The sequence below is a fragment of the Leisingera sp. NJS204 genome (assembly GCF_004123675.1).
GTDB lineage: Bacteria > Pseudomonadota > Alphaproteobacteria > Rhodobacterales > Rhodobacteraceae > Leisingera.
This window is the reverse complement of sequence record NZ_CP035417.1, coordinates 1,941,172-1,957,929: the sequence shown is the minus strand read 5'-3', so window position 1 is coordinate 1,957,929 and position 16,758 is coordinate 1,941,172. Positions and strand designations below refer to the sequence as shown.

General features: G+C 58.8%; 16 protein-coding genes and 1 tRNA gene. 5 read left to right on the top strand and 12 right to left on the bottom strand.

What is annotated here, in order from left to right; genetic code table 11:
- Positions 1–1,545 (bottom strand): helicase HerA-like domain-containing protein, encoded by a 1,545-nt coding sequence (locus tag ETW24_RS09610; protein WP_129370855.1) that lies wholly within the window; start codon positions 1,543–1,545, stop codon positions 1–3.
- 497 nt (positions 1,546–2,042) lie between these two features.
- On the opposite strand from ETW24_RS09610, the gene ETW24_RS09605 reads away from it, so the two are divergent.
- A complete protein-coding gene (locus ETW24_RS09605; RefSeq protein ID WP_129370854.1) occupies positions 2,043–2,681 on the top strand; it encodes an invasion associated locus B family protein in 639 nt (212 codons plus the stop codon).
- Between the two features lie 66 nt (positions 2,682–2,747).
- Here ETW24_RS09605 and ETW24_RS09600 read toward each other — a convergent pair whose 3' ends face one another.
- Genes ETW24_RS09600 through ETW24_RS09585 form a run of 4 tightly spaced genes read right to left on the bottom strand, consistent with a single transcriptional unit; the run spans position 2,748 to position 7,012 of the window.
- Positions 2,748–3,956, bottom strand: a complete 1,209-nt coding sequence (locus ETW24_RS09600) for a beta-ketoacyl-[acyl-carrier-protein] synthase family protein (protein WP_129370853.1) — start codon at positions 3,954–3,956, stop codon at positions 2,748–2,750.
- A gap of 8 nt (positions 3,957–3,964) precedes the next feature.
- Positions 3,965–4,222: an acyl carrier protein gene (locus ETW24_RS09595; RefSeq protein WP_129370852.1), complete on the bottom strand. Its 258-nt coding sequence runs from the start codon at positions 4,220–4,222 to the stop codon at positions 3,965–3,967.
- 48 nt (positions 4,223–4,270) lie between these two features.
- Positions 4,271–5,344, bottom strand: coding sequence for a UDP-3-O-(3-hydroxymyristoyl)glucosamine N-acyltransferase (gene lpxD / locus ETW24_RS09590; RefSeq protein ID WP_129370851.1), 1,074 nt, complete (start codon positions 5,342–5,344; stop codon positions 4,271–4,273).
- A 39-nt stretch (positions 5,345–5,383) separates the two neighbouring features.
- Complete coding sequence (locus ETW24_RS09585) at positions 5,384–7,012, bottom strand: L,D-transpeptidase family protein (RefSeq protein ID WP_129370850.1); 1,629 nt, start codon at positions 7,010–7,012, stop codon at positions 5,384–5,386.
- Positions 7,013–7,361: 349 nt separating this feature from the next.
- Between ETW24_RS09585 and ETW24_RS09580 the strand changes: the two genes are divergently transcribed.
- Both ETW24_RS09580 and ETW24_RS09575 read left to right on the top strand, forming a co-directional pair.
- The gene (locus ETW24_RS09580; RefSeq protein ID WP_129370849.1) at positions 7,362–7,931 is read left to right on the top strand and encodes a YcbK family protein; all 570 of its coding nucleotides are present in this window, start codon (positions 7,362–7,364) and stop codon (positions 7,929–7,931) included.
- A 168-nt stretch (positions 7,932–8,099) separates the two neighbouring features.
- Positions 8,100–8,176 (top strand) — tRNA-Arg (locus ETW24_RS09575).
- Positions 8,177–8,273: 97 nt separating this feature from the next.
- Here ETW24_RS09575 and ETW24_RS09570 read toward each other — a convergent pair.
- Both ETW24_RS09570 and ETW24_RS09565 read right to left on the bottom strand, forming a co-directional pair.
- Positions 8,274–9,383: a hypothetical protein gene (locus ETW24_RS09570; protein ID WP_129370848.1), complete on the bottom strand. Its 1,110-nt coding sequence runs from the start codon at positions 9,381–9,383 to the stop codon at positions 8,274–8,276.
- Positions 9,384–9,599: 216 nt separating this feature from the next.
- Complete coding sequence (locus tag ETW24_RS09565) at positions 9,600–10,469, bottom strand: LysR family transcriptional regulator (RefSeq protein ID WP_129370847.1); 870 nt, start codon at positions 10,467–10,469, stop codon at positions 9,600–9,602.
- Between the two features lie 98 nt (positions 10,470–10,567).
- Here ETW24_RS09565 and tmpA point away from each other — a divergent pair, with 98 nt between their 5' ends.
- Both tmpA and tmpB read left to right on the top strand, forming a co-directional pair.
- Positions 10,568–11,701, top strand: coding sequence for a 2-trimethylaminoethylphosphonate dioxygenase (gene tmpA / locus ETW24_RS09560; protein ID WP_129370846.1), 1,134 nt, complete (start codon positions 10,568–10,570; stop codon positions 11,699–11,701).
- Between the two features lie 3 nt (positions 11,702–11,704).
- The gene (gene tmpB / locus ETW24_RS09555; RefSeq protein WP_129370845.1) at positions 11,705–12,295 is read left to right on the top strand and encodes a (R)-1-hydroxy-2-trimethylaminoethylphosphonate oxygenase; all 591 of its coding nucleotides are present in this window, start codon (positions 11,705–11,707) and stop codon (positions 12,293–12,295) included.
- Positions 12,296–12,412: 117 nt separating this feature from the next.
- Here the strand turns inward: tmpB and ETW24_RS09550 are convergent, their stop codons facing one another.
- Genes ETW24_RS09550 through sufC form a run of 5 tightly spaced genes read right to left on the bottom strand, consistent with a single transcriptional unit; the run spans position 12,413 to position 16,728 of the window.
- Positions 12,413–13,633, bottom strand: coding sequence for a cysteine desulfurase (locus tag ETW24_RS09550; protein WP_129370844.1), 1,221 nt, complete (start codon positions 13,631–13,633; stop codon positions 12,413–12,415).
- Positions 13,626–14,210: a YIP1 family protein gene (locus tag ETW24_RS09545; protein WP_129370843.1), complete on the bottom strand. Its 585-nt coding sequence runs from the start codon at positions 14,208–14,210 to the stop codon at positions 13,626–13,628. Before ETW24_RS09545 ends, ETW24_RS09550 begins: the two co-directional genes overlap by 8 nt.
- Positions 14,210–14,692 (bottom strand): YIP1 family protein, encoded by a 483-nt coding sequence (locus tag ETW24_RS09540; protein ID WP_129370842.1) that lies wholly within the window; start codon positions 14,690–14,692, stop codon positions 14,210–14,212. Before ETW24_RS09540 ends, ETW24_RS09545 begins: the two co-directional genes overlap by 1 nt.
- Positions 14,692–15,972 carry a SufB/SufD family protein gene (locus ETW24_RS09535; protein ID WP_129370841.1) on the bottom strand — a complete coding sequence of 427 codons (1,281 nt, stop codon included), beginning with the start codon at positions 15,970–15,972 and terminating at the stop codon, positions 14,692–14,694. The genes ETW24_RS09540 and ETW24_RS09535 overlap by 1 nt, the downstream gene beginning before the upstream one ends.
- Positions 15,973–16,728, bottom strand: coding sequence for a Fe-S cluster assembly ATPase SufC (sufC, locus tag ETW24_RS09530; RefSeq protein ID WP_129370840.1), 756 nt, complete (start codon positions 16,726–16,728; stop codon positions 15,973–15,975). It abuts the gene before it with no gap.
- Positions 16,729–16,758: the final 30 nt, after the last annotated feature.

Below are 16,758 nucleotides of genomic sequence, written 5' to 3'. Positions count from 1 at the left end.
TCAGCGCCCTTTGAACAGGCTGCCGAGAATGCCACGGACAATCCGGCGTCCGGTCGTGCCCTTCAGCTCCTTGATCACCGCGTCAGACATTGCCGAGGTAAAGGTGTCTTTCTTGCGGAAAACCTTTGCAGACGAGCGGCTGACCCGAGACCCGGAATACCGGCGGGCGGCGTTGAATTCCCGCGCCATCGGCTGCGGGGCCTCTTCTGCCGCAGCCTCGGAAGTTTCCGCTTCCTCTGCCGCCGCCTCCGCTCGCTGTGCCAGGATTTCGTAGGCCGACCGCCGGTCCAGCGGTTTGTCGTATTTCCCCGCCATGTCCGAAGCTTTCAGCATTTCCTCCCGCTCCTGAACCGTAAGCGGTCCAAGCTGGGTGCTTGGCGGACGGATCAGCGTGCGTTCAACGACGCCCGGCACGCCTTTTTTCTGCAGCATTGAGGTGACGGCTTCCCCGACGCCAACCTCGCGAATTGCCTCTCCGGTGGAAAAACGCGGGTTCTCGCGGTAGGTTTCCGCCGCCAGTTTCAGATTTCTGCGGTCTCTGGCAGTAAAAGCCCGCAGCGCGTGCTGGATACGGTTGCCGAGCTGGCCAAGGATATCCTCCGGCACATCGGCCGGATTCTGGGTGACGAAATAGATCCCCACCCCTTTGGACCGGATCAGCCGCGCCACTTGTTCCACCTTGTCGACCAGCGCTTTCGGCGCATCCTCAAACAAGAGATGCGCCTCATCGAAAAAGAACACCAGGCGCGGTTTCTCCGGGTCGCCCACCTCGGGCAGATCTTCGAACAGCTCGCTCAGCAGCCACAGCAAAAAGGTTGAATAGAGCCCCGGCGCCGCCATCAGCTTGTCTGCGGCCAGGATGTTGACCACGCCCTTACCTGCATCATCGCACCGCATCAGATCGCTGAGCGCCAATGCCGGCTCCCCGAACAGGCCGGAACCGCCCTGATTTTCCAGTACCAGCAGACGCCGCTGGATAGCACCGATAGAAGCCGGGGACACATTGCCGTAGCGCAGGGACAGCTGCGCCCGGTTTTCGCCGATCCAGACCAACAGCGATTGCAGGTCCTTTAAGTCCAGCAGCGGCAAGGCGTCTTCATCTGCCAGTCTGAACGCGATGTTTAAAATACCTTCCTGCGCTTCGCTCAGCTCCAATAACCGGGACAACAGCAGCGGGCCCATTTCCGCAACAGTTGTGCGCACAGGGTGGCCCTGCTCGCCATAGAGATCCCAAAAAGCGACCGGGCAGGCATGATAGCAGTAATCAGAAAACCCGATTCTTTCCGCGCGCGAAGTGAAGGCGTCATGCAGTTTGTGGCTTGGTGATCCAGGCTTTGCCAAGCCGGACAGATCTCCCTTCACATCAGCAAGGATCACCGGCACGCCGGCATTTGAAAACCCTTCAGCCAGGATTTGCAGAGTGACAGTCTTGCCTGTGCCGGTTGCCCCGGCGATCAGCCCATGCCGGTTGGCGTATTTCAGTGCCAACCCTTGCGGCGTGCCATACTCTTCGCCGCCGCCGCCCAGAAAGATACTGTCTGCCATGCCCGTCCCCTGCCTGTCTTTTTCCCTGTGGATAACAATACAACGTTAACTTTTCAGTGCGATAGTCAATCTTGCCCGCCCCCGCAAATGCGGTTGCAGTGGCGGACATTTCCTCCCTGTCAGACTGGCCGTGCCTTGTGCACGGCCTTCTTTTTTCGGCGGCACTGCCTGCAAAACAGGCAAAAACCGCGGCGATCCGGACAGCCAGGGTTCCATTTCCCCTAAATTGAAGCCTGCACGACTTTTTTTGAACTTGCATGTTGACCGATGGCCAGCCCTTTCGTAACGTCCTACGCAATAACTAAGTCGGCCAGTCCGACGGGGAGACACAACACGAAAAAGGGGGCCATCCGGTTCCCTTTTTTGTTCCGGTACAGTGACTTCCGGGCTTGAAACATTTTGCGCGGATTTCCCCGCAGATCATTTGTTATTGGCCTGACACCACCCGGCCGGCGTGGTAAACGCAAAACCAGCGTCTTTAGAAAAATGAGGCATTCATGTTGAAGTCCCTGACCCCGATCACGCTTGCCGCAGTGCTGGCCATGTCCGCCCCGCTGGCGGCACAGGAAACAGCCGCGGAAGAGACTGCGGGGGCGGAATCCGCTGAGCAGACAGAACAAACAGAATCAACTGCAGATCAGCTGCTGGACCTGGGCGAACCGGTCAGCGATGGCCCCCGGGCTGGCGACCGTTATTCCAAGGAAACGCACGGCGATTGGGATCTGGCCTGCATAAAAACTGACAGCGGCACCGATCCCTGCTCGCTTTTGCAGGTGCTGGCAGGTCCGCAAGGCAACCCGATTGCCGAAGTGTCGCTGTTCCGGATTGATCAGCAAGGCGGCCAGGCCGTTGCCGGGGCCACCGTCATCGTGCCGCTGGAAACGCTGCTGCCCGCGGCTCTGACGATCTCGATCGATGGCGCCCCGGCCAAACGCTACAACTATTCGTTTTGCAACCAGCTGGGCTGTGTGGCGCAAATCGGCCTGACACAGGGCGACATCGACGCTTTCCGGAAAGGCAAGGAAGCCGTTCTGTCGCTGCGTCCGGCACCGGCACCGGATCAAGTGGTGCAGATGAAGCTGTCGCTGAACGGTTTCACCGCCGGCTTTGACGTCGTGGACGTGGTCAAGCAATAAACCCGCTGGCATTGAAAACTGAAAACGCCGCGCGCCTTCGGGCCGCGGCGTTTTTCTTTGCTTGGTTCAGACCTTGCGCAGGGCCAGCACCGCGTTCAGCCCGCCAAAGGCAAAGGCGTTGGACAGGGCCACATCGACCTTGGCCTCGCGGGCCTCATTCGGCACCACATCCAGCGCACATTCCGGATCGGGCTCTTCATAGCCGATAGTCGGAGCAATCACCCCGTCGCGCAGCGCCATAATGCAGGCCAGCAGCTCCACCGCACCGGTGCCGCCGATAAGATGGCCATGCATGGACTTGGTGGAGGAGATCATCAGGCTGTCCGCATGGGGACCGAATACATCCGCGACAGCAGCGCATTCGGTCTTGTCATTGGCGGCAGTGCCAGTGCCATGAGCGTTGATATATCCTACCTCAGACGCGCTGATACGGGCATCCAACAGTGCGCCCGAAATGGCACGGGCGGCGCCCTGCTTGCTGGGCATCACGATGTCGGAAGCGTCCGAGGACATGGCAAAGCCGATGACTTCGCACAGAATTTCTGCACCGCGTGCCCTGGCGTGCTCATACTCTTCGAACACAAAAATTCCCGCGCCCTCGCCCTGAACCATGCCATTGCGGTTGGCGCTGAACGGGCGGCAGGCGTCCTTGGACATCACCCGCAGCCCTTCCCAAGCCTTGACCCCGCCAAAGCACAGCATGGATTCAGAGCCGCCGGTGATCATTGCCGGGCTCACACCCGAGCGCACCATCTGGAACGCCTGCGCCATCGCGTGATTGGAGGACGCACAGGCCGTGGACACGGTGAAACTGGGACCCTTGAGGTTGAACTGCATGGACACATGCCCGGCTGCCGCATTGTTCATCAGCTTGGGCACCACAAAGGGGTGCACCCGGTTCTTGCCGTCCTCGTAAACGCTGCGGTAGTTCTCATCCAGCGTTTGCATGCCGCCGCCGGAGTTGCCCAGAACCACGCCGGCCTTGGCAGACAGATCGCCATGGAACTCCAGGCCTGATTGCTCGATCGCCTCTTTGGCCGCGGTCAAGGTGAACTGGGTGAACCGGTCATAGAGGCTCATCTGTTGGCGGTTGAACCGCCCTTCTGCCTCAAATCCGCGAACCTGACCGCCGATGCGGATTGCCAGGCGGTCCACATCGCGAAACTCCAATTCTCCAATGCCGCAACGGCCTTCGCGCATGGCCTCCAGTGTGGCGGGCACGGAATGTCCCAGGGCATTGATGGTTCCAGCCCCGGTGATGACGACGCGCTTCATCGGCTTTCTTACGCTTTTTCCAAAATCAGCTTGTCGATGCCTTCGACGATCGCCGCGACATTGGAAATGTTGAAATCACTGTTTTCGGGTTCATTGGCATTGAAAGGGATTGAAACATCAAACTCCTCTTCAATGGCAAAGATGCTTTCCACCAGGCCCAGGCTATCAATGCCCAGATCCTCCAACGTGCTGTCTAGGGTCACATCCGACGGCTCAAGAACCGCCTGTTCGGCAATAATTGCAATGACCTTGTCCTGCGTGCTCATGTGAAGATCCCCGACGTTGTGGCTGAGGCAGATGTAGTAATTCCGCCGTTACTTGAAAACAGCCTTTTTTAACAATTCGATGTCACGCATCAAACGCGGCAGGCGGCGTTGTGCTTTATACATCTCAGTGTGGGTCTCCATCTTGACGCTGGGATAGCCCATGATCACCCGGCCCGCGGGCACGTTCGACAGGATCTTGGTGCCGCCGCCGGCGATCACCCCGTCGCCGATGAAAATATTGTCGACCACGCCGCATTGGCCGCCCAGCACCACATTGTTGCCGACATCAACAGAGCCGGAAATGCCGGTCTGGCCGCATAGCAGGCAATCATTCCCGACCCGGGTGTTGTGGCCCACATGCACCTGATTGTCGAGCTTGCTGCCATTGCCGATCACCGTATCGCGGATGGTGCCGTTGTCCAAAGTGCAGTTGGAGCCGATTTCCACGTCATCGCCAATGGTGACCGCCCCCAAAGAGTGGATGCGGACCCAGGCCTGCGCCCTGGCTTCGCCCTGATCGCCCATAGTCTTGCGGGCGTTTTCAGCGCCGGAAACTTCGGGTGTGACATATGAAAAACCATCGCCGCCGACACGTGCGCCAGGCTGGGCGCGGAAACGGTCGCCGATGGTTGCCCGGGCGCCGATCGAGACCATTTCGCGCAACTGGGCGTCCTCGCCAATCACCGCATCTGTTCCGATGTAGCAATGCGGACCGATGACCGAACGGGCACCGATTTCGGCGCCGGCACCGATGACAGCCAGCGGGCCAACCGACACGTCCTCTCCCAGCTTAGCCGTGGGGTCGATCACTGCAGAGGGGTGAATACCGGCAGCGAAACCCTGGCCGCGGTCCAGAATGGCGGTCACGCCGGACAGGGTCAGGCGCGGACGCGGCGCAAAAATCGCGGCTTTCAGTCCGAAGGCTTGCCAGTCCGCCCCCTCCCACAGCACCGCGGCCTGCGCCCCGCCTGCCGTCAGGCCATCGGCGTATTTCGGCGCCATGGCCATGGCAATCTGATCTGCCTTTGCATCCTGCGGCTCCGCCGCGCCCGCAATTTTCAGGTCCAGGTCGCCCTGTGCTTCAATTCCCAGGGACTCAGCGATCTGGCGGATAGTGAACATGGCAGGCCCTTTCAGAATAATCCTGTGTGGGCCTGCTACTTACCCTTGAACGCCGGGCAGCACCACCCCCGCCCGCTCCAGCGCCGCCCAGATCTTGGCGTCGCGGCCATAGACATCACGGCGGAACTCCGCGCGGCCTTTGCTGGACACAACGGCGGTCCGGTAGATGATATGCACCGGAACCTTATGTTCCAGCGCCACCTTGGTTTCCTTGCCGCTGCTCAGGATACGGTGGAAGAAATCTTTCGGGTTTTCGCTTTGCTTGGCCAGCAATGCGTAGGCGAATTCAAACGGTTGCGCCAGCCGGATGCAGCCATGCGAGAAAGCGCGCACTTCGCGGGCAAACAGGCTCTTTTGCGGGGTGTCGTGCAGATAGATGTTGTATTTGTTCGGGAACATGAATTTGACCAGTCCCAGCGCGTTGCGGCTGCTGGGGGGCTGCCGCATGGAGAACGGAAAGTTCCGCGCAGTATACTGTGAAAAATCAGCGGACCCTCGGTTTACCACCCGGCCGCGCCGATCGGTGATTTGGATATGGCCGACCGCATTAGGGTTGCTCTGCAGCTTGGGCAGATACTCCTTGGTGATGATCGAGCGCGGCACATACCAGCTCGGGTTGATCACCATATGCTCCATCTCGTCGGAGAATTCCGGGCTGCGGCGGTCATGTGTATTCTTGCCGATTACCGAACGGGTTTCAAAGGTCACATCGCCATTATCAACGATCTTGGCGGTGAAGTCGGTCTGGTTGACCAGAATGTGCCGCTCACCCCGGTCGGGTGTCAGCCAGCGCTCACGCTCCATCGCGATGATTATGGACTTCAAGCGGTTGGAGACAGGTTTGTTTACCTCGGCGATTGTGCCAGCGCCAGCCACGCCGTCGGTTTCCAATCCATGATCGGATTGGAAGCTTTGCACAGCCTGTTCCAGCGCGGCGTCATAGCTGCGTGCAGCGCTCCGCTGCAAATACCCCATCGCCATCAGACGGTTCCGCAGGGCAATGACAGCCGGCCCCTGATCACCAGGTTCCAGTTTCTTGGCGTTGACACCCGGCCCCCAGCCGCCCGCCGCAAGGATCTGCTCCAGCCGCAGTTTTTCGCGCATCAAACCGCGGTATTGCGGCGAAGCAGGCACCAGGCTGCGCATATAAGCATAAGGCTGCTGATCCCGGATGCCCTCCAGAAAGCCGGTCCCGTCAACCGTATGTTTCTTGCGCACCATGCCATCGTCGATCCGCGACGGCACCAGCAGGCCGGTTTGCAGGTCTGTCGCATAGTCCACCAGTGCCTGGCTAAGCGTGGCCTCGATGGTGCCGATATCACGTGTGGTGCGAACGCCGCGCATTTGCTGCAGCAGCGCGCTGACCTCGGCTGAACGGTCCGGCAGCCCATGGGCGTTGGTTTCGTTCAACGCCGCTAACAAGGCGGTTCGGCGCTGGCGCGACGCCTCATCCGTGCCTGTCCAAATCGCCTGATATCCGTTTTCGCGGTAGAATTTGGCCACGGCATCGCTGCCGGAGGCGGCTTCAGCCACTGCTTGGCGGAAAGCCGCCGAAATTTCAGCCTGCGCTGAACTGGAAACAGTCCCCGCGGTCAGGCTGCCCAAGGCCAGGGCAAACAGCCCTGCCTTAATCCCCGGCAAAAAGTTTCCTGCGGATGCGCGCGTCATAATATCCGGTCCTTGAGCCGTTTTTTTACTAATCGTAGCGGTGCCTATCTGAAATTCTGGTAAATGCCAGCCGGTGTTGTCCATTCACATTTGCGAAATGTTAACATTGATGCACCGATGCCGCGTCTAAGAAGCCCTGTTGCAACAGTCGCGGGGAAAAGTTCCATGCCCCTCCCCTTTTGCGCAAGAAATTGCCGAAAAACGGGCTATCCGTTCTAGTGCGGCAAAGAAATGTTGGAACCAGATTCAGGCTGTGCCATACATGCCGCACGTTAACTAAGACAGTTGGCGAGCCCGTAACATCGGGCGATTAGGCAGGACTAGAAGCGTACGGGACGGCGCAGTGAAAATGGCGAAAACCACGGGCACGGGGATCTCCCGGCGTTCTCTTTTGGGTGTATTTGCTGCAACCGCAGTGGCAGCAGCCCCGACTTTTTCCAATGCAGCAGGCTTCTTGCGAGGCGGCGGTGATATCCGCCGGATCCGCATGTATTCCGGCCGTACCGGCGAACGTCTGGACATGGTCTACTGGATCGACGGCCAGTACATCAAAGACGCGGTCAGGGAAGTCAATCATTTCATGCGCGATTGGCGGACGGATCAGGTCAAAGACATGGACCTTCGCACCATTGATATCATGGCCGCATCGCACAATCTGCTGGATGTGAACGAGCCCTTTATGCTGCTGTCCGGCTACCGCAGCCCGAAAACCAATGCAATGCTGCGCAGCCGCTCACGCGGAGTTGCAAAAAACTCCCTGCATATGCGCGGCCAGGCTGCAGATCTGCGGCTGGCATCACGGTCAGTGTCGCAAATGGCAAAGGCCGCCGAGGCCTGCCACGCCGGCGGTGTCGGTAAGTACCAGCGTTCGAATTTCGTGCATATGGATTGCGGTGTTGTTCGCACCTGGCGCGGCTGACTGCCATATCTTTGCAAGAATGCAAGCCCGCATATTCTAGTGCGGGCTTTTTAGGTTTGAGAACACACGCCAGCCCGGAACGCCTCCAGCTTTGGCCATGAAATTGTAAACAGCCGGTTTTTCCCGTTGCAGAGGCTGCGAAGCACGGTTATACCCCGCTTTAACAACGCACCTGTAGCTCAGCTGGATAGAGCGCTGCCCTCCGAAGGCAGAGGCCAGAGGTTCGAATCCTCTCAGGTGCGCCAAAATCCCCTGAAAATCTACCTATACCTGTCCATCCAGGATACCAGCGATTGTTGCCTATACTGTGCTGGAATGCCCGCCCTCCAAGCCTCCTGCGCCTTACTCCTGAAAATCGTGAACTGCGCTGGATAGTTCAGCTGCCGCCGCGTAATAAGCGAGGCTGCGTAGATAGTCCGGAGCCTCCTCGCCAAACGCTTTCAACACCTCCTCAGCCGGTTGCATGAAATCGCCGGCAAGTTCCGGCGGAGCTGAAAGAAACCTGTTGGCCCAAGCTTCATCGTCCAGCTCACCTCCGAAGAGCGCTCGGATTTCCTGAACGATATCCGCAAATACCCCTGGTTCAGGTGTGTTCAGCGCCGCATTGACCAAACTTCTAAGTTCAGTGCCGCGCTGGCCTTGCAGGGAATAATGCACCGCGGCAACTTGGCGCTTGTTCAGATGCAGCGGTAGATATCCCAGGGCGAGATGTCCCTTTCCAGGCTTTGAAATCACGTTGAAGCCGGCGCTTCGCCCATCTGCCGAAACCGTCACGGAATCAATAGGGAGAGCGCTAATGCCAGCCGCGGCTTCAAGAACCGATAAAAGTTCGGACTTTTCAATGGAGCCAGAGACCCCTGCATTTAGAGAGATGCCCGCGACCAGCACTTCCCGGCCTCTGAAAACCCTTGAGATTATCGCCCGCCCACGGAAGTCATACGCCAGGACGTCAGCATAAGGGCTGCATTCCGGAGTGGCTTCAGGATAATACAATACGCTTTCCCCGGTAGAAGGATCCATTTGGGTCAAACGTTCGACGTCGAATTTGGCGAGTTTAGACATCGCAAAACGCCCAGCAGCGTCGATAGTTATGAGGCCGCCTGGCCCTGCGCCGCCTGATCCACCGACAAGCAGTTCAGCGCTCATTGTCCCCAAGAACCCTGCCTCCTTACTGTCATGGGGACCTTTAATCGTAAGCGCAGGATAACATGTGTTTTTCTTATTACCGCCGGCCCCCTGGATCCTTGTGCCTCTGTCTACATCAATCAGATCGCCCGGATAAATCGTATGAAGCTCTCTTGCAGGGAAGGCCCCCAACGGCAGGAAGTAAAGCGCCTCCAACGCTCGGAACCGTGCTTGAACCTGGGTCACATCGGGAGAGGAATGCCCAATACCGGGCAAAAATGTTGCGGCAATCAGACTCACCGCCGCAGCATATTTTGTCACCCGCATTAGAACACCCTCCGCTGTGCCGATAACCGGCAAGAGAGAAACTATGGCGTTGGCTCTGACTTTCTACCGCCAGTTCAGGATTTCTCAAAAATGCCCGCAGCCGTGGGTTGTGTTTCAATCCAGCGGCTTTGCTTCCTCCGCAAGCTGACTACGGTGCCTCAAACGCCCTTAGATACCCTGCTGTTTGCACGGGTAAAGCTTCACAGCATTGCATTCCTACTGCCGGAGTGCCTGGCTAAATGCCTCCAGCAGGGCTCTTTGCCGTGGCGATTTGCCAAGGCTCGGCGGCCAAGTCAGCCAATAACCTTCAATTATAGCCAGTTCCGGCGCAGGCGCGCATTCCAATTGCCCTGTTTGCAAGAGATTTGCAGCCAAAGCCCTGGATCCCAAAACAACACCCATCCCCAACCGGGCAGTCCGCAAGGCATGCGCCATGGAGTCTACAGACACAGGACCGGCATCAGGCTCCGATTCACCCGTCACTCTGGCCCACTCCGCCCAGCCCGGCCGTTCTCCACGCAATTCTATGACCGGAAGCTGCCGCCACCCGGCCGCTTTTCCAGGTGCTGTCATTGGTTGCAGCACTTCATTTGCCAGCAAGACCCCGTCGCGCCCCTGCCAGCCGCCGCGTCCGTAGCGGATGTGCAAAGCCCCGTCGGCCGCCTCGAACTCAAGTCGTTTTGGAACGGTTTCCGTAACCAGGCGCAAGTCCGGGTAGGTCTTTGAAAACAGACCCAGCCGCGGCAGCAAAAGCATCTCCAGATGTGATGGCAAGGCCGCAACCCTCAGCTCCCTGGCGCTTTGACCGAATAGATTATCGGTGCCCTGTTCTAATGCGAGCAGAGTATCATGAACCAGCGGCAGGTAACTTTCGCCATCCACAGTCAGCGTCACACCGCGTGCCGAGCGAATAAACAACTGCCGCCCCAGCCAGGATTCCAGGTTCCGGATCCGCTGGCTGACCGCGGCCTGTGTGGCGCCGAATTCCTCCGCCGCAGCTGTGAAACTGCCAAGCCGGCCAGCTGCTTCAAACACCTTCAGCCAATCAAGCGGCGGCAAGCCCTGTTTGGTCGCTTTCCTGGGCATTAGAAAACCTAACCCTCAAACCCCGATTTCCGTCGTTCTCTTGATGGCTCAGCCTCGGTATTAGCGCAAGGGAGAACCAAGCCAACCGGAGAGATCCAATGCCCCGTTCCGTAACCGCTGACACATCCGGCAGTTTTCTGACTTTGACTTTTGAAGACGGCCAACAGTGCCGTTTTCACGCGATCTGGCTGCGCGACAATGCGCTGGATCCAGAAACCCGCGCACCAGGTAACGGCCAGCGCCTGATCACCATCGGCGATATACCCGCGGACACCAGGATCAGCACCGCATTGGTGGAAGACGGTGCCCTGACAGTGACCTTTGCGCCGGACGGCAAGACTGTGACCTTCCCTGAGGAATGGTTGAAATCACACGCCTATGACATTGACAAGGATACTAAATTTGGCCGCACTGCACCAGACATTCAGACCTGGAACAGCAGCCAACCGGCGCCCGCCTTTGACTGGAACGACGTGCAGACCGACCCCATGGTCAAGCGCGACTGGCTGGATGCGATTGCCCGTCTCGGCTTTGCCAAGCTGGTGAACGGCCCCGTCAAGGAAGGCGCTCTGATCGACTGTGCGGAGATGTTCGGGTTTGTGCGTGAAACCAACTACGGACGCTTCTTCGAAGTGCGGACCGAGGTGAACCCGACCAACCTCGCTTATACCGGCCTGGGGCTGCAGGCGCATACTGATAACCCCTACCGCGATCCGGTGCCAAGCTTGCAGATCCTGTATTGCCTGGAAAATTCGGCAGAAGGCGGCGACAGCATCGTGGTGGACGGGTTCCGCGCGGCGGAACGGCTGCGCGAAGAGGACCCGGAAGGTTTTGCGCTGCTTGCCGGCTACCCGGCCCGGTTCGAATACAAGGGCTCCGACGGCGTGCATCTGCGCTCGCGCCGCCCGATGATTGAACTCGCGCCTGATGGCGAGATGATCGGCATGCGCTTCAACAACAGGTCTTCAGCGCCTTTTGTGGACGTGCCCTTTGAAAAGATGGAGGCCTATTACGCCGCATACCGCCGTCTGGGCGAATTTATCGACGATCCGGACATGGGCGTTTCTTTCAAACTGGAACCGGGCGAGAGCTTCATCGTCGACAACACCCGAGTGATGCATGCGCGTCTGGGGTATTCCGGTTCAGGTTCGCGCTGGCTGCAGGGCTGCTACGCTGACAAGGACGGGCTGCTGTCGACCCTGAACGTTCTGAATACCCAGCTGGAGGGCTGAACAATGAACAAGCCGGATTTCAGCACACTGACCCAGGACAACATTGTCGCCTTCATCGGCGATATCTTTGACCGCCGCGGCGACGAAGAATACCTGGGCGAGCCGGTCACCATGACCGAACATATGCTGCAAGGCGCCACCATCGCCGAAGCGAACAACCAGCCGGAAGAGATCATCGTAGGGGCGCTTCTCCACGATATTGGCCATTTCACCAGCGAGTTCGGCACTTTCTCCATGGATGACACCGAAGACCGGTTTCACGAGGAGGCCGGCGCCGAGGTGCTGGAACAGTTCTTCCCTTCTGTGATCACCGACTGCGTGCGGTACCATGTGGCGGCCAAACGCTATCTCTGCGCCACCAAGCCCGAGTATTTCAACCGTTTATCAGAGGCTTCCGTGCATTCGCTGAACCTGCAAGGCGGGCCGATGAATGCGGAAGAAGTGACCGAGATGGAGAAGAACCCAAACCTCAAGCAGATCATCGCCGTGCGCTACCTGGACGAGGCTGGCAAACGCGCGGACATGGAAACGCCCGACTACTGGCATTTTGCGCCGATGGTGCAGCGGATGGTCGACAAACACATGAATGATTGAAATTCCGCAAAATGAAGCTGCCGGGACTAGCTGAAGACTTCTGTTCCCAGCTGCCTCAGTTCTGAAACACAAAACGGCGCCCATTGGGCGCCGTCTTCGCGGGTCGGTGGCAGCTCGTCAGACAAACAACTCGTGTGCCAGCTCCAGCGCGTCGATCAGCGTGTCGACCTCTTCCTTGGTGTTGTAGAGGCCAAAAGAGGCACGGCAGGTGGCGGACACGCCCAGATGATCCATCAGCGGTCCGGCGCAATGATGGCCTGCACGCACCGCCACACCTTTTTTGTCGAGAATGGTAGAAACATCATGAGGATGCGCTGCACCCTCCATTGTAAAGCTGAAAATCGCAGCCTTCCCAGTTGCTTGCCCTTGCACATTCACCCAATTGAGGCCAGTCAGACGCTGCATTGCGTAATCGCGCAGCCCGCCCTCGTGCCTGGCGATATTGTCCATGCCGAGATCCATCATGTAGTCCAGCGCTACGCCGAATCCGATGGTCTGAACGATGCCCGGCGTGCCGGCCTCGAACTTCATTGGAGGATCATTGTAGATGATCTGCTCCTTGGAAACTTCCTTGATCATGTCGCCGCCGCCGATGAACGGGCGCATCTCAGCCATGCGTTCAGGCTTGATATAAATCGCACCCGAGCCGGAGGGGCCGTACAGCTTGTGACCGGTAATTGCGTAGAAGTCGCAACCGATATCCTGCACGTCGACGGGCATATGGACCGCCCCTTGCGAGCCATCGACCAGTACCGGCACACCCTTGGCATGGGCGCCTTGGGTGATCGCTTTCACGTCCACCACAGTGCCCAGCACGTTTGAGCATTGCGTGACCGCAATCAACTTGGTCTTGGGGGTGATCGCGTCGATCACCTTCTGCGGGTCCAGGCTGCCGTCATCTCCCACGTCGACCCATTTCAGCACCACGCCCTGGCGTTCACGCAGGAAGTGCCAGGGCACGATGTTTGCATGATGTTCCATCACCGACAGGATGATCTCATCCCCCGCTTCAAACCGCGGCATGGCCCAGCCGTAGGCGACCAGATTGATGCCCTCGGTGGTGCCTGAATTCAGCACGATAGTGTTTTCATCCCCTGCATTCAGGAAGCGGGAGATAACACCGCGCACGGCTTCGTATTTCTCTGTCGCGAGGTTAGAAAGAAAGTGCAAACCTCTGTGAACGTTGGAATATTCCTCGGAATAGGCGCGTGTTACCGCGTCGATCACGGCCTGCGGCTTCTGGGCCGACGCACCGTTGTCCAGATAGGTCAGCGGCTTGCCGTTCACCTCCCGCGCAAGGATCGGAAAGTCGGCACGGATTTTTTCCACGTCATACATTTTCGGGAAGTCCCAGATTGGCTGGGCCGATCAGACCCACGATAAAGAGAAGGGCAAACACCAGGATCATGCTGGCCATCATGACGACCCCAAGCGACCGCCAGACAGAGCCGAATTTGTGCGCCGCATTGACGAAGTGCAAGAGGATAAAGAACACCATGATGTTCGCCGCAATATTCAGCAGGGCAGCCAGGGCCGGCATAACCAGCAGCATCGCGACAACAGCTGCGTTAAGGCCTGCTTGCAGCAATTGCAGCCAGGTCACCAGTGCAAGCAGTTCAGCAAGATTTCCCTGACCGCCCAGCCATCGGCCAGTGGTTGCAAGCATGGCGATGAAGCTGATTTGCAGCAGCAGGATAACCGCAAAATAGGCGCCAGGCGCAAACCGCGGTATCAGAACTTCAGGCGGCAGCGGAAACAGCACTTGCTGCAGTGTATAGACGCAAGTGTTCAGCACCACTGACAGCAGAAAGCCTGTCCATAGCGCCTCGCGCGGCCAATCCTGGGCGAGGATTTGATGCGCAGCATCCCGCGGCGATTTCACCGTCAGCAGAGCAAAGGCGGCAAGTGCGTTCATTACTTTGCCCAATACCCTTGGATCATGCCGGACACCCAGAACCACAGAACGACCGCACACCACAGTGCCCCCACCAGGTTCAAGGCGGGACCAGTCCCGATGAAACCGGCGACAAGCCCGTTCAGCAGCATCAGCGGGCTGGCTGCCAAAAAAGCCCAGAACAGCGCCAGCCGGGCGCAATAGGCCGCGCCCTGCCCGCCTGCCGCGCGGGCAATCCAATGCGCGGCCAGTGCCAGCACGTACAGGATCAGCGGCGCGATAAACACGATGCCCAGCAATGACCCGCCCAGCAGCATATTCAGCTCCTGCCCCGACAGATGCGCCTCGCGCGCCAGCCTCGGCATCTGCGCCACAAAGGTCAGCACACAGCCGCTAAGCAGGAAAATCAACAGCCGGTCTTCGCGCACGCCCATGTCCAGAAGCCGCGCAAACACCTTGCGCGGCCCCCTGTAGGTCGCCGGGATATCCGTGGTAACGGACATCAGCGGCGCCGGGCCAGCCAGCCTTCGAGGCGGGAGACGATGTCGGCCGCGATCTCCGCGTCCTCGATCTCTTCCACCGCTTCGGCCAGAAAGGCCAACGTCATCAGATCGGTCGCCTCGGCATGGGGAACCCCGCGCGAGCGCAGGTAGAACAGGCCTTCCTCGTCGATCGCACCTGAGGTAGAGCCATGCGAGCAGGCGACGTCATCAGCATAGATTTCCAGTTCCGGCTTGGCCAGGAACTGGCTGTCGCCGTCCAGCAGCAAGGATTGGGAAATCTGATACCCGTCAGTCTTTTGCGCGCCTTCCTTCACCAGAATTTTGCCTTGGAACACACCAGTGGCCCCGTTGCGCAGCACCTTCTTGAACACTTGGCGGCTTTCGCAGTTCACCGCGTCATGGGTGATGAACACGGTGTCATCGTGGTGAAAGTCGCCATCGCCGACGCAAGCGCCCGCAATATGCGCAACCGCATCGTCGCCGGTCAGCTCAATCACCGCCTCGTTGCGGGTCAGCACACCGTTCACGGTCAGGGTGAACGACTTGAACACAGACTCGGTGCCGAGACGGGTGAACAGATGCGTTGCCGCGCGGCGCTCGTGGTCGCGGCCCTGTGCCCGCACCAGATGCAGCTTGCCACCGTCGGCAATGTCGATCTCCATGCATTTGTTAAAGCGCGAGGCCGCCGGGCCGTTTTCCAGGATTGTTACCTCGGCGCCATCTTCCACGCGGATCACGTGATGCAGGATCGCGTCGGAACTCTCATCCGAGTGCACATAGGTAAAGTTGATCGGTTTGGAGACCTTGCCGGTCACCCGGATCGCCACGCCATCGGTGGCAAAAGCGGTGTTCAGCGCAGCCAGCGGGCGTTCCACCGGGGTTTGGCCACGTGCTTCAAGAACACCGTACAAGTCTTTGGCCCAATGGATATCTTTGCAGCAGATATCCTCGATCCGGTCGATGGTCAAACCTTCCAACGACAAATCATCCGAGGCTTCAGAGTCAAAAACGCCATCGACAAAAACAATGTTCAACCGCTCAAAAGCGCTGAACATTGGTGTTTCCTCCGCAGCGAACACTGCGGCATTGAGAGCCTCAGCCTGCACCAGGGTTTCGGGACGGGTATATTTCCAATACTCATCCCGGCGGCTGGGCAGGCCCATGGTCTGGACCCGCGACAGCGCTGCCTGCCGGGCCGCCTTCAGGCAGCCGCTTTCCGGCAGGGTCAGCGCGGAAAGCCGCGCCTCGGTTGCGCTTTGCTTTACTTCCGGCAGAGCCATTTACGCCTCCTCTGCCAAGATGCCGGCATAGCCGTTGTTCTCAACTTCCAGCGCCAGCTCGGGGCCGCCGGTCTTGACGATGCGGCCGTTTGCCAGAATGTGAACCACGTCCGGTTTGATGTGGTCCAGCAGGCGCTGATAGTGGGTGATCACCAGGAAGCCGCGGCCCTCGTCGCGCAGCGCGTTTACGCCTTCGGCCACCAGTTTCATCGCGTCCACGTCAAGGCCGGAGTCGGTTTCATCAAGGATGCACAGCTTCGGCTCCAGCATCGCCATCTGCAGGATCTCGTTGCGCTTCTTCTCACCGCCGGAGAATCCGACGTTGACCGGGCGCTTCAGCATGTCGGCGTCGATTTTCAGGGTTTTGGCTTTGGCGCGGATAATTTTCAGAAAGTCGGAGGCCGACAGCTCTTCCTCGCCGCGGGCCTTGCGCTGTGCGTTCACCGCGGTGCGCAGGAAGGTCATGTTGCCCACACCGGGGATTTCCACCGGGTACTGGAACGCCAGGAACATGCCGGCTGCGGCGCGTTCTTCCGGCTCCATCTCCAGGATGTCTGCGCCTTCCAGCTCGGCAGAACCGTCGGTGACCTCATAACCGTCGCGGCCGGACAACACATAAGACAGAGTGGATTTGCCCGAACCATTCGGCCCCATGATGGCGTGTACTTTGCCAGCTTCGACTTTCAGGTCGACGCCTTTCAGGATCTGCTTGTCTTCGTCTTCAAGTTTGACGTGCAGGTTTTTGATTTCGAGCATTTTTTCCTCGTCTCACATGTCTTGCGGGCA

Excerpts from the sequence above, each read along its gene's own strand:
- ETW24_RS09610 (WP_129370855.1), bottom strand. The coding sequence starts at position 1,545 with ATGGCAGACAGTATCTTTCTGGGCGGCGGCGGCGAAGAGTATGGCACG.
- ETW24_RS09580 (WP_129370849.1), top strand. The coding sequence starts at position 7,362 with ATGGCGAAAACCACGGGCACGGGGATCTCCCGGCGTTCTCTTTTGGGT.
- ETW24_RS09600 (WP_129370853.1), bottom strand. The coding sequence starts at position 3,956 with ATGAAGCGCGTCGTCATCACCGGGGCTGGAACCATCAATGCCCTGGGA.
- ETW24_RS09570 (WP_129370848.1), bottom strand. The coding sequence starts at position 9,383 with ATGCGGGTGACAAAATATGCTGCGGCGGTGAGTCTGATTGCCGCAACA.
- sufC (WP_129370840.1), bottom strand. The coding sequence starts at position 16,728 with ATGCTCGAAATCAAAAACCTGCACGTCAAACTTGAAGACGAAGACAAG.
- ETW24_RS09545 (WP_129370843.1), bottom strand. The coding sequence starts at position 14,210 with ATGAACGCACTTGCCGCCTTTGCTCTGCTGACGGTGAAATCGCCGCGG.
- ETW24_RS09585 (WP_129370850.1), bottom strand. The coding sequence starts at position 7,012 with ATGACGCGCGCATCCGCAGGAAACTTTTTGCCGGGGATTAAGGCAGGG.
- ETW24_RS09540 (WP_129370842.1), bottom strand. The coding sequence starts at position 14,692 with ATGTCCGTTACCACGGATATCCCGGCGACCTACAGGGGGCCGCGCAAG.
- ETW24_RS09550 (WP_129370844.1), bottom strand. The coding sequence starts at position 13,633 with ATGTATGACGTGGAAAAAATCCGTGCCGACTTTCCGATCCTTGCGCGG.
- ETW24_RS09605 (WP_129370854.1), top strand. The coding sequence starts at position 2,043 with ATGTTGAAGTCCCTGACCCCGATCACGCTTGCCGCAGTGCTGGCCATG.
- ETW24_RS09535 (WP_129370841.1), bottom strand. The coding sequence starts at position 15,972 with ATGGCTCTGCCGGAAGTAAAGCAAAGCGCAACCGAGGCGCGGCTTTCC.
- tmpB (WP_129370845.1), top strand. The coding sequence starts at position 11,705 with ATGAACAAGCCGGATTTCAGCACACTGACCCAGGACAACATTGTCGCC.
- tmpA (WP_129370846.1), top strand. The coding sequence starts at position 10,568 with ATGCCCCGTTCCGTAACCGCTGACACATCCGGCAGTTTTCTGACTTTG.
- lpxD (WP_129370851.1), bottom strand. The coding sequence starts at position 5,344 with ATGTTCACTATCCGCCAGATCGCTGAGTCCCTGGGAATTGAAGCACAG.
- ETW24_RS09565 (WP_129370847.1), bottom strand. The coding sequence starts at position 10,469 with ATGCCCAGGAAAGCGACCAAACAGGGCTTGCCGCCGCTTGATTGGCTG.
- ETW24_RS09595 (WP_129370852.1), bottom strand. The coding sequence starts at position 4,222 with ATGAGCACGCAGGACAAGGTCATTGCAATTATTGCCGAACAGGCGGTT.